At 65.4% G+C, this 13425-nt stretch carries 16 protein-coding genes; 7 read left to right on the forward strand and 9 right to left on the reverse strand.

The window, feature by feature from the left end:
* Positions 1 to 83 precede the first annotated feature (83 nt).
* Complete coding sequence (locus tag UP06_RS34620) at positions 84 to 323, forward strand: GCG_CRPN prefix-to-repeats domain-containing protein (protein ID WP_045008173.1); 240 nt, start codon at positions 84 to 86, stop codon at positions 321 to 323.
* A gap of 154 nt (positions 324 to 477) precedes the next feature.
* Here UP06_RS34620 and UP06_RS34625 read toward each other — a convergent pair whose 3' ends face one another.
* Both UP06_RS34625 and UP06_RS34630 read right to left on the reverse strand, forming a co-directional pair.
* Positions 478 to 744 carry a twin-arginine translocation signal domain-containing protein gene (locus UP06_RS34625; protein ID WP_045008174.1) on the reverse strand — a complete coding sequence of 89 codons (267 nt, stop codon included), beginning with the start codon at positions 742 to 744 and terminating at the stop codon, positions 478 to 480.
* 210 nt (positions 745 to 954) lie between these two features.
* Positions 955 to 1269: a DUF4286 family protein gene (locus UP06_RS34630; protein ID WP_045008175.1), complete on the reverse strand. Its 315-nt coding sequence runs from the start codon at positions 1267 to 1269 to the stop codon at positions 955 to 957.
* A gap of 107 nt (positions 1270 to 1376) precedes the next feature.
* Here UP06_RS34630 and UP06_RS34635 point away from each other — a divergent pair, with 107 nt between their 5' ends.
* The 3 genes from UP06_RS34635 to UP06_RS41770 all read left to right on the forward strand — a co-directional run bounded on the left by UP06_RS34635 (position 1377) and on the right by UP06_RS41770 (position 4424).
* Positions 1377 to 3335 carry an alpha/beta hydrolase domain-containing protein gene (locus UP06_RS34635; protein WP_045008176.1) on the forward strand — a complete coding sequence of 653 codons (1959 nt, stop codon included), beginning with the start codon at positions 1377 to 1379 and terminating at the stop codon, positions 3333 to 3335.
* Positions 3336 to 3533: 198 nt separating this feature from the next.
* Positions 3534 to 4178: a glutathione S-transferase family protein gene (locus tag UP06_RS34640; protein ID WP_045008177.1), complete on the forward strand. Its 645-nt coding sequence runs from the start codon at positions 3534 to 3536 to the stop codon at positions 4176 to 4178.
* A 93-nt stretch (positions 4179 to 4271) separates the two neighbouring features.
* Positions 4272 to 4424: a hypothetical protein gene (locus UP06_RS41770; RefSeq protein ID WP_197087453.1), complete on the forward strand. Its 153-nt coding sequence runs from the start codon at positions 4272 to 4274 to the stop codon at positions 4422 to 4424.
* A gap of 28 nt (positions 4425 to 4452) precedes the next feature.
* Here the strand turns inward: UP06_RS41770 and UP06_RS34645 are convergent, their stop codons facing one another.
* Both UP06_RS34645 and UP06_RS34650 read right to left on the reverse strand, forming a co-directional pair.
* Positions 4453 to 4800 carry a hypothetical protein gene (locus tag UP06_RS34645; protein ID WP_045008178.1) on the reverse strand — a complete coding sequence of 116 codons (348 nt, stop codon included), beginning with the start codon at positions 4798 to 4800 and terminating at the stop codon, positions 4453 to 4455.
* A 116-nt stretch (positions 4801 to 4916) separates the two neighbouring features.
* Positions 4917 to 6449, reverse strand: a complete 1533-nt coding sequence (locus tag UP06_RS34650; RefSeq protein ID WP_045008179.1) for an acyl-CoA carboxylase subunit beta — start codon at positions 6447 to 6449, stop codon at positions 4917 to 4919.
* A gap of 146 nt (positions 6450 to 6595) precedes the next feature.
* Between UP06_RS34650 and UP06_RS34655 the strand changes: the two genes are divergently transcribed.
* The 3 genes from UP06_RS34655 (at position 6596) to UP06_RS34665 (ending at position 8837) form a co-directional block, all read left to right on the forward strand.
* Entirely contained in the window at positions 6596 to 7012 is a 417-nt protein-coding gene (locus tag UP06_RS34655; RefSeq protein WP_045008180.1) for a DUF4260 domain-containing protein, read from the forward strand.
* A gap of 163 nt (positions 7013 to 7175) precedes the next feature.
* Entirely contained in the window at positions 7176 to 7772 is a 597-nt protein-coding gene (locus tag UP06_RS34660) for a hypothetical protein (protein WP_045008181.1), read from the forward strand.
* 72 nt (positions 7773 to 7844) lie between these two features.
* A complete protein-coding gene (locus UP06_RS34665) occupies positions 7845 to 8837 on the forward strand; it encodes a dienelactone hydrolase family protein (protein ID WP_045008182.1) in 993 nt (330 codons plus the stop codon).
* Positions 8838 to 8995: 158 nt separating this feature from the next.
* Here UP06_RS34665 and UP06_RS34670 read toward each other — a convergent pair whose 3' ends face one another.
* The 5 genes from UP06_RS34670 to UP06_RS34690 all read right to left on the reverse strand — a co-directional run bounded on the left by UP06_RS34670 (position 8996) and on the right by UP06_RS34690 (position 13370).
* The gene (locus tag UP06_RS34670) at positions 8996 to 9652 is read right to left on the reverse strand and encodes a carboxymuconolactone decarboxylase family protein (RefSeq protein WP_045008183.1); all 657 of its coding nucleotides are present in this window, start codon (positions 9650 to 9652) and stop codon (positions 8996 to 8998) included.
* Positions 9653 to 9729: 77 nt separating this feature from the next.
* Positions 9730 to 10548, reverse strand: coding sequence for a penicillin-binding transpeptidase domain-containing protein (locus UP06_RS34675; protein ID WP_045008184.1), 819 nt, complete (start codon positions 10546 to 10548; stop codon positions 9730 to 9732).
* 72 nt (positions 10549 to 10620) lie between these two features.
* On the reverse strand, positions 10621 to 10884 hold the full coding sequence (locus tag UP06_RS34680) for an EscU/YscU/HrcU family type III secretion system export apparatus switch protein (protein ID WP_045008185.1): 264 nt from the start codon (positions 10882 to 10884) through the stop codon (positions 10621 to 10623).
* On the reverse strand, positions 10881 to 12521 hold the full coding sequence (gene fliK, locus UP06_RS34685) for a flagellar hook-length control protein FliK (RefSeq protein WP_045008186.1): 1641 nt from the start codon (positions 12519 to 12521) through the stop codon (positions 10881 to 10883). The genes UP06_RS34680 and fliK overlap by 4 nt, the downstream gene beginning before the upstream one ends.
* Before the next feature lie 54 nt (positions 12522 to 12575).
* Positions 12576 to 13370 (reverse strand): ATP12 family chaperone protein, encoded by a 795-nt coding sequence (locus UP06_RS34690; protein WP_045008187.1) that lies wholly within the window; start codon positions 13368 to 13370, stop codon positions 12576 to 12578.
* Positions 13371 to 13425 lie beyond the last annotated feature (55 nt).

Below are 13425 nucleotides of genomic sequence, written 5' to 3' on the forward strand. Positions count from 1 at the left end.
GTCGAATCGTGTCTTTTGATTCATTGTGCGCCGCAAGCGCCGAGCCCTTAAAATCTGCCCCAAGGACGAGAAGGAAGACCATAATGAAATATCTGTTCGCCGCCGTGATGCTCGCCAGCGCGGTCGTTGGCTTCAGCGAAGCCGCCAGCGCCGCCGGTGGTTGCGGCCCGGGCTGGTACCGTGGCCCCTATGGCGGCTGCCGCCCGATGGGTGGACGTGGTCCGGTCGTCGTCGTCGAGCCCGCCGCACCGGTCGTGGTGGTGCGTCCGCGCGTGTGCCCCTATGGCTTCCGCTGGTACGCCGGCCGCTGCCGTCCGTTCTAATATTTTGCACTTGCGAAGTGGCCGTGCGGCGTTGGCCTGCGCGGCCATTTTCTTTGAGCCCCTCCGACGTTCGTTCGCATATTCCTGCGGCGGCTCCGAATCGAAACGGGGACCGCAAGCTGCGATCCCCGTCCAGGCCTCGACTGGCGAGAGCTTACCAGTGACGGCGATGCCAGCGCCGGCGACGCCAGCCCCAATGACGATGATGCCAGTGGCCGTGCCAGCGCACCTGCTCCGGCTTCATCTGGGCGGCTTCGGCGCTGCTGGTGACTGCGGGATGCACATCGGCATCCGGCTTCGGCATCGCGGATGGACCGCCGACCGGTTGCGGTGACAGCGGCGCGGCCTGCGCGGCGGCCGTGAGTGCAGCGGCGCCAGCCGCGGCACCGATGGCGAGTTTGAGAAAATTGCGGCGTTCCATGACATCTTCCTCTCGAGCGAACGTTGCATGATGCGGAGCGGAGTGTCGTCGGCGCGACATGAACTGCGGCTGAATCGCGCGTTCAGGTTCATTGCAAAGGTGTTAGTGTTGACCGAGTAGCCCGGATGGAGCGAAGCGCAATCCGGGACCGGCGACGCGTCACGCAAGAATCCCGGATTACGCTGCGCTCCATCCGGGCTACGTTCGTAGTTACTTGGCGAATTCCTGCGCCAGCACCAGCGTCTCGCGCGTGCGCGTCACCTCGGGCCAGTCGCGGTTGAAATCGGCGACCAGTTGCTTCAGCGCGTCACCCCTCAGCATCGCCGCGAGCTTGGCCTCGTCATCAAACTGATACATCGCCTGATGCAGCGAGGGATCATCAAGGCTCCAGAACCGCCACGCTTTGCTCACGCCGAACGTTTTCACCGCGTCGGGGACGTGTTCGCTCTCGTACCATTTATCGAAGGCGGCGCGCTTGGTGGGATCTGCCACGATGGCGCGGACGACGAAGTAGGCGGCGGGCATTGGATTTCCTCCTGTTGTTTGGCGCCAGGATAGCCGGTTATAGTGGCGGCAACAAAAAGCCCGCGCGACGGAACTAGCAGCCGCGCTAATCAAGGGAAGGAACGGCCATGCGCAGGATCATCACGGGCCTCGTTGCGATCGCCTCGCTGTGGCCCCTCGCCTTGCGCGCCGAAATCGTCCGCTTCGACATCCTGGAACGCGTGCCCGCATTCGCCGGACGCAGCTTTGGCAATGTCGGCACCTATGAGCGCATCACCGCGCGCGCCACCTTCGCGCTCAACCCGTCGGACGACCGCAACGCCGTCATCACCGATCTCGCGCTCGCCCCGCGCAACGCCGACGGCAAGGTCGAAGCCACCGCCGACGTCGTGATCCTGCGGCCGACCGATCCCACGCACGGCAACGGCACGCTGCTGCTGGAGGTGCCCAACCGCGGCCGCAAGCTCGCGCCGCAACTGTTCGACGATTCCGCCCAGCCGGGCGCCAACAACGCGGACACGGCCGAGGATGCCGGCATCGGCTTCCTGCACCGCCAAGGCTACACGATGGTTTGGGTCGGCTGGCAGGGCGAGATTCCCTCCAAGCCCGGCCAGCTTGCGATGGCCGCACCGGTGCTCAAGGGCGTCACCGGCCCCGCGCGCGAAGAATTCGTGTTCGACAACACCACGAGCCCGGCGCGCGCGACGCTGACCTGGCCGGCGGCGGATGCTTCCAATCTCAACGTCACCGTGCGCGCCGCCTGGGCCGATCGGCGACAGACGCCGTCCGGCCTCGCGGCAAAACTCGTCGATCCCGTGACGGTGGAGATCACCCGGCCCGACGGCTTTGATGCCGGCGCGCTCTACGAGATTACCTACACTGCGCGCGATCCGGTACCGCTCGGCATGGGCTACGCCGCCGTGCGCGACGTCGTCAGCTTCCTCCGCCACGACGAGACACAGGCCAACCCGCTGCTGAACGGCCTGCATCCGTCGGTCAGTCGCGCCATCGGTTTCGGCGTCTCGCAATCCGGCCGCTTCCTGCGCGACTACCTCTATCTCGGCTTCAACGAGGACCTCTCAGGCCGCATGGTGTTCGACGGCCTGATGCCGCATGTCGCCGGCACGCGGCGCATGGCGACCAATGTCCGCTTCGGCCAGCCCGGCCGCAACCCGCGCCATCCGCAGGACTCGGCGTGGCAGGCCGATCTCTTCCCCTTCACCTATGCGACGCTGAGCGATCCCTATTCCGGCAAGACCGACGGCGTGCTGCGGCGCTGCGCGCTCTCGGTCACCTGCCCCAAGGTGATGCAGACCGACAGCGAGCACGAATGGTGGGCCTCGCACGCTTCGCTCTTGGTGACTGATCTTGCCGGCAACCACCTCGACCTCCCCGACAACGTCCGTGCCTACATGATCGCTGGCACGCCGCATTTCGCGGAAGCCGCCGACGTGATGAAGAAGGGCCTGCCGGCAATGGCGCTGCCGCAAAACCCGATGCATGCGGGCATGCCGATGCGCGCGCTGCTCACCGACCTCAACGCCTGGATCAGCGATGGCACCAAGCCGCCCGCAAGCCGCGTCCCCATGCGCGCCCACGGCACGCTGGTCGCAGCCCAAGGCGCCGTGCCGGCGGATATCCCCGGCCTGCCCTATGCCGGCATCCACACGCTCGCCGCCTTCTCCGACCAGAGCGTGCTGCCGCCCAAGGAGATCGGCCGCTATCCCGTGTTCGTGCCGAAGGCGGACGATGACGGCATGGCCATCGCCGGCATTCGTCAGCTCGCATTGGCGGTGCCACGTGCGACCTACACTGCGTGGAATCCGCGCGCGATAGGATTTGGACCGACGGCGCTCTACCCGCTGCAGGGCGCCGTCGTGCCGTTCGCACCGACCGAGGCTGCGAGGAAGGAAGTGCACGATCCCAGGCTGTCGATTGCCGAGCGATATGCGGATGATGGGGCATATGTGGCGGCGGTAAAGCGTGAGGCCGCACGGCAGGTGGCGGAACGGATACTGCTGCCGGAGGATGCGGAGCGCGCGGTCGAGGCGGCAAAGCAAGGCAAGCTTGCGAAGCTGGGGCAGTAAGCAAAACCCAGCGGCCTTGTAGGGTGGGCAGAGCGGAGCGTGCCCACCAATTCTGTCGCCAGCCAAGAGATGGTGGGCACGGCGCAAGTGCGCCTTTGCCCACCCTACGGTCTCCGCCTTCGGAGAAAAAACGTCGTCCCCATGTCGGAACGCGGCGCCTCCGTCCGTCCTATGCTTGAGACAGCACGGAGACACCGCATGGCCGACCTCACCTTGATCACCTACGATTGGGTTCCCCGGCCGCCGCGCGGCTATGTACGCGACCTTCGTGTGCGCTGGGCGCTCGAAGAGGCTGCCTTGCCCTATCGCGTCGCCAGCACGCCCTTCGACGACCGCGGGCCTGCGCATCTGGCGCACCAGCCGTTCGGCCAGGCGCCGTGGCTGACCGATGGCGATCTCTCGATCTTCGAGACTGGCGCAATCCTGCTGCATCTCGGCGGGCTCAGCGACGCGCTGCTGCCGGCCGATCCGCGCGGCCGCAGCGAAGCGACGGAATGGGTGTTCGCCGCGCTCAATTCGGTGGAGATGGCGAGCCTGCCGTGGACGATGCTGAAGTTCATGGCCGAGCCGGGATCGAAATTCTTCGACGACTTTCTCAAGCTCCGCCTCAAGCGCATGGAGATGGTGCTGGCCGACCGCGAATGGCTGGCGGGCTCGTTCTCCGTCGCCGATATCCTGATGGCAGACGTGCTGCGCGTCGTCGATCGCTTCGACGGGCTGACGGACAGTCCTGCCTGCCGCGACTACGTGGCGCGCGCCACGACCCGCCCGGCCTTCGCCAAAGCCCACGCTGACCAAATGGCGCATTTCGCTGCGGCGGACGCGGGGCGCAACGGGGCGTGATGAGCCGCACATAATTAACCCGGCTGTCGCCATAGGGTCACCGCCGTAGGAACAAAGCAATTTGCTTCGAATCATCCCGGCGGAAGGTGAGACATGGCCCGCATCGCGTATCTTAGAGAGAAAATCGCTCGCACCGAGCGGCTGGCGAAGGCGATCCTCGACCAGCAAATCGCGCAACGACTTCAAGCGTTCGCAGCCGAATGCGGCGCGGAGTTGCAGGTCCTGACGCACAAGGCTGCGGCGTGACGTGTGTGAGCGCCCGCCAAGCGGCGCGTCAGACCAGCTTCATCGGCGCATCCGCGACCACGCGAAGGTCGATCCTACTGATTAGCTGAGCCCGATGCGCCTCCGCAGCGCCGATGGCGCTTTCGGTTTGCCGCAACGTGCTGACATTCGAACCGAGCGAGACGATTCCACCCAGCACCAGGGCGATCGAGCCGAGCGCCGCAGTCTGACCGGATCCCAGCAGACCGAGGATCGTGATCAGCAGCAACGCTGCACCGCCGCCGATGGCAAGCTTGGATGCCAGAATGTACTTCCGGCATCGCTCGGCGATCTCGGCCAGCGCCTCAATTCGCGCTTCGATGTCTGAGATTTCGTCGGTCGGATCGTCTTCAGTCATGGCCTTGAGATCGAACCCGTAGGGTGGGTTAGCGTAGCGTAACCCACCGAGGTCTTGACGCGCCGTCGGTGCAGCCGGTGGGTTACGGCTTCGCCTAACCCACCCTACGCATCTCGCTACAACGGCAAATTGTCGTGCTTTTTCGCCGGCGTTTCCACTTTCTTGTCCTTCAGCATCGACAGCGCCCGCGCGATCCGCTTGCGGGTCGAGTGCGGCATGATGACGTCGTCGATGTAACCGCGCTCAGCGGCGATGAAAGGCGACAGGAAGCGGTCTTCGTATTCCTTGGTGCGGGCGGCGATCTTGTCGGGGTCGCCGATGTCACTGCGGAAGATGATCTCGACCGCGCCCTTGGCGCCCATCACGGCGATCTGGGCGGTCGGCCAGGCGTAGTTCATGTCGGCGCCGATCTCCTTGGAGGCCATGACGTCGAAGGCGCCGCCATAGGCCTTGCGGGTGATGATGGTCACCAGCGGCACGGTGCATTGCGAATAGGCGAACAGGAGTTTCGCGCCGTGCTTGATCAGGCCGCCATATTCCTGCGCGGTGCCGGGCAGGAAACCGGGCACGTCGACGAAGGTGACGATCGGGATATCGAAGGCATCGCAGAAACGCACGAAGCGCGCGGCTTTCCGTGACGCATCGCTGTCGAGCACGCCGGCCAGCACCATCGGCTGGTTGGCGACGAAGCCGACGGTGCGGCCGGCGATGCGGCCGAAGCCGGTGACGATGTTCTTGGCAAAGGAATCCGCGATCTCGAAGAAGTCACCCTCGTCCACGACCTTCAGGATCAATTCCTTCATGTCGTAGGGCTTGTTCGGATTGTCAGGGATCAGTGTGTCGAGCGACATGTCGACGCGGCCGATGTCGTCGAAGCTCGGCCACTCCGGCACGCCGTCGGTGTTGTTGGACGGCAGGAAGTCGATCAGGCGCCGCATCTGCAAGAGCGTCTCGACGTCGTTCTCGAAGGCGCCGTCGGCGATCGAGGAGCGCGTGGCGTGCACCGAGGCGCCGCCGAGCTCTTCCGCGGTGACGACCTCGTTGGTCACGGTCTTCACCACGTCGGGGCCGGTGACGAACATGTAGCTGGTGTTCTTCACCATGAAGATGAAGTCGGTCATGGCCGGCGAATAGACGTCGCCGCCGGCGCAGGGGCCCATGATGACGGAGATCTGCGGGATCACGCCCGAGGCGAGCACGTTGCGGCGGAACACGTAGGAGTAGCCGGCAAGCGCGGCGACGCCTTCCTGGATGCGCGCGCCGCCCGCGTCATAGAGGCCGATGATGGGCGCCCTCGCCTTCATCGCCATGTCCTGGAGTTTTGTGATCTTCAGCGCGTGGGTCTCGGACAGCGATCCGCCGAACACCGTGAAGTCCTTGGCGAAGACAAACGTCTTGCGGCCGTTGACGGTGCCCCAGCCGGTGACGACGCCATCGCCGGGAATCTTGTTCTTCTCCATGCCGAACTCGGTGGAGCGGTGCTCGACGAACATGTCGAACTCCTCGAACGATCCCTTGTCGAGCAGAAGCTCGATACGCTCGCGCGCGGTCAGCTTGCCGCGGGCGTGCTGCGCCTCGATGCGCTTCTCGCCGCCACCGAGCTTTGCGCCGGCACGACGGTCTTCAAGGGCGTCCAGAATATTCTTCATTTGCTCCCGCCAGGTCTTAAGCCTTAAGTGATGGGCGTTCTAACACGGCATTTTGCGGGCCGGGAAGCGCCTTTCGGCCTCGCAGGCCTGCCTTGCCCCTGCGAAAAACCGTCAGCGATTACAAAGTATTGCCTGGGGAGGCGACCATGGATGAGGCCACGGGTGAGCCCAAGCACGAGACCGGCGCGGCGACCGGTGGCGTCAGGCTCCTGCTGCGGCTGGAGGGGCTGACCCTGTTCCTCGGCATGACGGCGCTGTATGCGGCCTGGGGCGGCTCCTGGCTGATTTACGTCCTGCTCTTCTTCGTCCCCGATCTGAGCTTCCTGGCCTATCTGTCGGATGCGCGATTTGGGGCCATCGTCTACAACGCCGCCCACAGCTACATGGCGCCGATGACACTGATGACGCTGGGCTTCGGCTTTGCCTCGCCCCTGACCCTGTCCATCGCCTTGATCTGGCTTGCCCATATCGGCATCGACCGGGCGCTCGGCTATGGCCTGAAATACTCCGCAGGCTTCGGCTTCACCCATATGGGTCGGATCGGGCGGCAGAAAGGCGCTTGAGGCCTGCGCGCTTTGGCGGCGGGATTGCCGCCATTTTGTCGGCCCTCGCCGGTTGACCGAGGCAGCCGATTCAGGCTTGCTCCTCTTTCGATCAGGCGCCGAATGTTGCGTGAGCTCAGTCGGTACGGCGGCGGTCATCACGTCTGGCTGCAAGCATCACCTCATGTCCGCCAAGGTCGTCCCCCTGCCGCCGAACTCATCGTCCGAAACCACCGACTTCCTGCGGCGGATGGCCAGCATGGTGTCGGGGCGGAACGGCGAGATGCTGCTGCGTGCCGCAAGCCTGATCGAGTCGCTGACGCAGCGGGCGATGACGGCCGAGCGGCTCTATCACCAGGCGCAGGAAGAGAGCACACGTAACGCCGAGCGGCACGAAGCCGCTGAGCTTGCCTCTGATGCCATGGTCGGCCAGATCGCCGCGCTGCGGACGCAGCTCGCGGAAGTGACTGCGGCTGCGGCCGCCGAGCGTGCCGCGTTCGACGCCGAGCGCGGCAAGCTGCTCGGCCTGATGCAGGATGCGGAAAGCCATATCGGCAAGCTCACCACCGAGCTCAAGACACTGCGCGCCTCCGTCGACAGCTTTAACGAGACCGTGGTCTCCGTGCCGATCGAGGTGCTGCGGCTGGCGCGGACGCAGTTCGATTATCTCTCGGGCGGCTTTGCGAAAAAAGGCGACGTGATCTCGCAGGCGATGAGCGAGATCGGCGGCTTTGCCATCGACCAGGCGCTGGCGGTGAAAAAGCAGCCCGGTCCCGCCTGAGGCGGATGCGCGTCAAATTGACAGCGCGCGGATCCGTTGTTCTACTCAGAAAAAATCACAAGGGAGGATCCGATGCCAACGGCATTCCGCGTCATGGCGCTTTGCATCTCCATGCTGTTCGCCGGCATTGGCGCCAATGCGCAATCCCTTCCCAAGGAAGCCGCTGTCCGGACCGAGATCTTCCCGATCCCCTCGCTCACCCTTTCCGACCAGCAATTCCTCAGCGGCGACGCGGCCGCCGGCAAGCCGGTGACGGTTGCGGGCGAATTCCGCGTCGCACAAGGCACTGGAAAACTCCCCGTCGTGGTGCTGATGCACGGCTCGAGCGGCGTCGGCGCCACCACTGAGGCCTGGGTGCACGAATTCAACGCCATGGGCATCTCGACCTTCGTGATCGACGGCTTTACCGGCCGCGGCCTGACGGTGGTGGGGCCGAACCAGGCCCTGCTCGGCCGGCTCAATCTGATCGTCGACATCTACCGCTCGCTGGACATTTTGGCGAAACATCCCCGCGTCGACCCTGATCACATCGTGCTGATGGGCTTTTCACGCGGCGGACAGGCGGCGCTCTATGCGAGCCTCGACCGCTTCAACAAGCTCTGGAACAAGTCCGGCGTCCAGTTCGCCGCTTACATCCCGTTCTATCCGGACTGCTCGACGACGTATCAGACCGACACCGAGGTCGCGGCGCGTCCGATCCGGATCTTCCACGGCACGCCTGACGACTACAATCCGGTGAAGAGTTGCAAGGCTTTCGTCGAGCGGCTCAAGGCGGCCGGGCGCGACGTGGTGCTGACCGAATATCCCGACAGCGCACACGGGTTCGACAGCGGCCTGCTCGGCGTTAACACCGTGACCGTCTCCACCGGAGCCCAGACCGCGCGCAACTGCCACATCCGCGAAAGTGACGGCGGTGTGTTGATGAATGCCGACACGCAGGCGCCCTTCACCTACAAGGATTCCTGCATCGAGCTCGACCCGCACGTTGGCGGCAATCCCGCGACCGCCGCCGAGTCGCGCAAGGCCGTGGTGGATTTCCTCCAGGCGCTGTTCAAGCTGGGTTGAGACTGCGTGACTTGCACCGATGCCGTAGGGTGGGCAAAGCGAAGCGTGCCCACCAAATTGCAGAGCCACGGTGTCGAGAGATGGTGGGCACGGCGCTGCGCGCCTTTGCCCACCCTACAGTATCGCAATTTGTCGCAGGCTCCTCGCAATGACGAGTCCTACGGCTCGCCGGGCTTGAACGGCTCCTGCTTATCCGGCGGAGTAGTCTCCTCGGCCATGGCGAGCAGCATCGCGACCATCACGTAATTGCCGGCGACCGCGCTGAGATCGACGATCTGCTGATCGTTGAACACCTTCTTCGCCCGCGCGTAGGTCTGGTCGGAGACCTTTTTCGTCGTGGTGAGCTCGGTGACGAAGTCGTAGACCACCGCCTCGTCCTCGGCCATGGCCGACGGCCGCTTGTTGGCCTTCAGCTCGGCGATGATGTCGGGCGACAGGCCCGCCTTCGCCGCCAGGGGCGCATGGGCGAACCACTCCACCTGCGAGCGCCACTGCCGGCCGATGATCAGAATCGCAAACTCGTTGAGCTTGGTCGGGACCGAGGTTTCCCAACGTAGATAGTAGAACAGGTCGAACAGGCGTTGGCCGAGCACGGGACTGCGGATCATCGGATTGTAGGGGCCGCCGATGCCGACGCTCGAGACCTTCATGATCTGCTCGCCGAGCGGCTTCTGCTTCTCGTTGAGCTGATCCATGGTGAGCTGCGGAAAGCGCGGCTCCTTGCTGGTGGCAGGTGCTGTAAACATCGTCGCGGCAAGCCAGCCGCCCGCGGCGGCAAGCGTGAGCGACGACAGCCAGAGCGGCGTTGACTTCATCGTTTCCTCCGACCCTTTTTCTTGCTTGGTCGGGACGATGCTAGTCGAGCAGCGCAATGGGCGCCAGCGTGGTGGGATCAGATCGCGCCGATATCGGCAAGGCAGGCTTGCGTCAGCGGCATGCGCTCGCCGACGAGGCGCGGCTCGCCGCAATCCATGTTGAGCGCGAACACGGTTTGCGCCTCGCCCTTCTCGGCCCAGCCGACCATCCAGCCGAGCGACGGCGCGCCGCGCTCGGCGCCAAGCAGTCCGGACTTGGCGCGAATGATGCTATCACCGACCTTGGTCACCGGCAGGATATCGGCCACGAGGTCCTGGCTGCGTTTGGAAATCGGCAGCGCGCGACGGCGCAGCCGGTCGACGAAATCGATCTGCTCGATCGGATCGATGCGCAGGGCGCCAGTGAGCCAGAACTGGTCGATGCCGCCGCCGATGTCGCGATTGCCGTAGTCGAACAGATCAACATACTTCTGCATGCGCTCTTGCCCGATCCGCCGCGCGATCTCCTGATAGACCGGCACCGCACTCACGAGAATCGCACTGCGCAGCGTGTGATCCTTGTTCCAGGCCTCAATGGGGCGCTTCACACCGTCCCAGGGAAACACGTCCTTGTCGGGATCGGCGACAACGCCGGTCTCCAGCGCAATCAGCGAGTTCGGGATCTTGAAGGTCGAGGCCGGCAGCTTGGCTTCGCCGGAGCGTTCCTTGTCGCTGGCGATGATCAAATAGTCGTCGACCTTGTAGCCGACGAAGGTGCCGGCTGTGCCGAGGTCAGTGAAGCGTTTTGCCAGGCTGTCGCGGATCTCGTTGCGCGGCGGCGCGACATGGGCGAGCGCGCGCGACGGCACAATAGCGGCTGCGGCAAGAAGCCCGAGGGTGGAACGGCGGGTGAGCAAGAGCGGTATCCGTTGATCGATGAGGGCGCCGCGACCATGCAGCCGCCATCGTGGTGAAACGATGACAGCACGCTATCGCCCTCGCCCCGACAGCCGCAGAATGAACACGAGCACTTCGGCGACAGCCTTGTAGAGATCCGGCGGGATTTCCTCGCCGAGTTCGACCTTGGAGAGCGCGCCGGCCAAAACCTCGTTCTCCTCGATCGGGATGTCGTGGGCCTTGGCGATCTCGACGATTTTTGCGCCGATCGTGCCCCTGCCCTTGGCGACCACGACGGGCGCGCCGCTGCCCTTCTCGTAGTGCAGCGCGATTGCGAGTTTGGATGCGTCGCTCATGTGGCGCGATCCAGGAAGTGCCCGGCGCGGGCCGGCGCCGGCTGTGGCGGCGTGCCGTCGCGGACCACGATGTCGCCGGGCTTGAGCTCGGCCTTCGTCATCGCCTGGCTGAGCTCGCCGATGCCGGCGCGGAGTTGCTGCGCGGTCGCCGGCCGCTCCGCCCACATCCGTACAAAGGTCTTGTCGCCGTTGAGCGTGATCAGCGCATGCACCGGGCCGGTCGGCTCGACATTGAGCGAGAAGCGCGCGCGCCAGGCGCGCTTGGCGGGATCGGCAGACTCATTGCCGCCGTCGCGCGAGATCTCGAACTGCGCCATCGCCGTGCCCTGCGGGGTCGCGAAGGGAATTTCGAAATTCCACTGCGGCACGCTTGGGTCGATGCGATGGCCGCTGGCGTCGACACGGTCGGGGAGCGAGGCGACCTGGAGCAGCGTCTGCCGCGCGATCGCGGCATCGGTGTCGTCGAGCAGGCGGTGCATGGTCGCAGCCAGCGGCGTATCCGGCGTGAGCGACGGCGAGGCAACAGATTGCGGCGATGGCAGCGCGCCGCGGATCGGCGGTGGCGTGGTGGCGCGCGCGGCCGCCTCGAAGATGTGGCCGTCCGGTACGGCCTTGTTGGAGCCCGGCACATTGCCGATCATGCGGGGCAGGTTTTGCGTGACCTCTTGCAGCAGGCTTGCGGCAAGACCAGCGGACATGGTCCGCGGGATCGCCGCCTGCGGGAGCCCGGCAGCCATGTCAGCCAACACGGCGGCCGCGAGATTGGCGCCGCGCGGCGTTTGCAGCGATTGGGCCATCTCTGCGTCAAGTGGCGGCGACATCACCTGCGCGGCCTCGCCTGCAATCTGAGCGGGCGAAGTTGCGACCTGCGGCGCGGCGACGGAGTTCGCGGCAAGCGCGGCGCCTTGCGTCGCCGCCTGCGGCACGCTGCTCTCGAGCGCACCGGAGGTCGCAGCCAGCGTCTGGCGCAGCACCAGCAGCGCCGCCTTCAAGTCCGGCACCGCGCCCGAGGATGGCGTCGTGCCCGCAGCGAGCGAGGCCTCGAGCAACAGCCCGGATTTCTGGAAGGCGGATTGGATATCGGCCCCGTCGAGGCCGGTGTTGAGCGGCGTCTGCTGCGCCAGCACGTCCAGCACCGCCTGCTTCAGTCCGGCCGGCAAATCGCTGCCGATGACGATTGAGGCCAGATTGGCAAACAACGGCGCCTGGCTGCCCTGCTTGGTCGCGGCCTCGGCCGAAGCCAAGGTGACGGCGACCTGCTCGGATGGTGTCAGAGGGTTGCGGGCCGTGGTCGCCGACGGCGCAAGCGACGGGCTATCGACCAGCGAGGCTGCGCCCGGCGTCAGCGTGATCTGATCCGCCGTTGCCCCGCCTGCGCCATCAACGATGGCGAGCCGGATGGTGCCGTCGTTCTGCGACACCGCGAGCTGAAGATTCTGCCCCGGTGTCAGCGCCACTTCCGACATCACGTCCATCGAGAGATTGGCGATCGCGATCCGCACCAGATTGTCGGCGAGCACGCTGATCACTTTTGCGTCGACGACGCTGCCGGCTTGAAGGGCAAGCTCGGGCGTCGCCGCATCAGCAACAGAGCTGGCAGCACTGACGGGAACGATCGAGCTTATCGGCGTCGGCATCTCGGGGGCCCAGGAAGCGCGGGCCACCCTAACCCCTGCGTCGTAAACCTCTCGTTAAGGACCTTTGGCCTCGGCTGGCTTCACGGCCGCCAGCACCGTCACGGCAGCCCCAAAGTCCCTCAGGCGCGCGGCGCGGCGGGCGGCCGCCTCCTCGTCCACGCCCCATTTGCCGGCATTCCAGTCCTCATCGACATAGGCTGCCGCCCAGACCTGGTCGGCATCGCGGGCGCCATGGCACAGCGCCAAGGCCAGCAGCGCCGAGCCGGTCAGGGTCGTGATCACGTGGAGGGCTGCGACGGACCAGGGATCATCCGGAAGTGCTGCGCGCGCGGCCTGAATGGCCTCGTCCGGCTGCGTCACATGCACGATGCCCTCGGACAGGATGAAATGCGCGCCCAAGGTCTCGGCGGCCCAGAACAGCACGGGGTCCCAATGCGCGGCCTCGCTAGCGACCAGTCCGTCGGGATAGCCGGCGCGATAAAACAGCATGTCGGACTGGAAGTATTTTGCAAGGTCATCCGTGACGAGATCGATGCGATCGATGACGCCCTCGACCACGCTGTTGGCAATCCGCGTCAGCGGCATGCTCAGGGGCTTGATCGTCTCCTCCTGCGCCGCCCACTCCGCGGCCACCGCATCGGCGAGCTTCCGCGACGGGATCACCACCTGGCGGCCGGAGGGCGTGCGAATCGGCTTGCCGTCGAGTGTGATGGCAAAACCGCCCTCGGCCTCTGCCACGCCCGCCTCCTTGTAGAAGCGCTTGCGCAGCGGCACGCGGGTCGCTTGGCGGACCGCCTCCTGCGGATCGAGCGGGGATCGCCCCGCCATCTCGTCGAACAATTCGCGCATCTTGAGTTTTAGGTCTCCGCCGCTGAATATTAGGCTTTTAAGCTAAGACCGGCAG

The organism is Bradyrhizobium sp. LTSP857 (assembly GCF_000938285.1).
Taxonomy (GTDB): domain Bacteria; phylum Pseudomonadota; class Alphaproteobacteria; order Rhizobiales; family Xanthobacteraceae; genus Bradyrhizobium.

Excerpts from the sequence above, each read along its gene's own strand:
- UP06_RS34620 (WP_045008173.1), top strand. The coding sequence starts at position 84 with ATGAAATATCTGTTCGCCGCCGTGATGCTCGCCAGCGCGGTCGTTGGC.
- UP06_RS34625 (WP_045008174.1), bottom strand. The coding sequence starts at position 744 with ATGGAACGCCGCAATTTTCTCAAACTCGCCATCGGTGCCGCGGCTGGC.
- UP06_RS34630 (WP_045008175.1), bottom strand. The coding sequence starts at position 1,269 with ATGCCCGCCGCCTACTTCGTCGTCCGCGCCATCGTGGCAGATCCCACC.
- UP06_RS34635 (WP_045008176.1), top strand. The coding sequence starts at position 1,377 with ATGCGCAGGATCATCACGGGCCTCGTTGCGATCGCCTCGCTGTGGCCC.
- UP06_RS34640 (WP_045008177.1), top strand. The coding sequence starts at position 3,534 with ATGGCCGACCTCACCTTGATCACCTACGATTGGGTTCCCCGGCCGCCG.
- UP06_RS41770 (WP_197087453.1), top strand. The coding sequence starts at position 4,272 with ATGGCCCGCATCGCGTATCTTAGAGAGAAAATCGCTCGCACCGAGCGG.
- UP06_RS34645 (WP_045008178.1), bottom strand. The coding sequence starts at position 4,800 with ATGACTGAAGACGATCCGACCGACGAAATCTCAGACATCGAAGCGCGA.
- UP06_RS34650 (WP_045008179.1), bottom strand. The coding sequence starts at position 6,449 with ATGAAGAATATTCTGGACGCCCTTGAAGACCGTCGTGCCGGCGCAAAG.
- UP06_RS34655 (WP_045008180.1), top strand. The coding sequence starts at position 6,596 with ATGGATGAGGCCACGGGTGAGCCCAAGCACGAGACCGGCGCGGCGACC.
- UP06_RS34660 (WP_045008181.1), top strand. The coding sequence starts at position 7,176 with ATGTCCGCCAAGGTCGTCCCCCTGCCGCCGAACTCATCGTCCGAAACC.
- UP06_RS34665 (WP_045008182.1), top strand. The coding sequence starts at position 7,845 with ATGCCAACGGCATTCCGCGTCATGGCGCTTTGCATCTCCATGCTGTTC.
- UP06_RS34670 (WP_045008183.1), bottom strand. The coding sequence starts at position 9,652 with ATGAAGTCAACGCCGCTCTGGCTGTCGTCGCTCACGCTTGCCGCCGCG.
- UP06_RS34680 (WP_045008185.1), bottom strand. The coding sequence starts at position 10,884 with ATGAGCGACGCATCCAAACTCGCAATCGCGCTGCACTACGAGAAGGGC.
- fliK (WP_045008186.1), bottom strand. The coding sequence starts at position 12,521 with ATGCCGACGCCGATAAGCTCGATCGTTCCCGTCAGTGCTGCCAGCTCT.
- UP06_RS34690 (WP_045008187.1), bottom strand. The coding sequence starts at position 13,370 with ATGCGCGAATTGTTCGACGAGATGGCGGGGCGATCCCCGCTCGATCCG.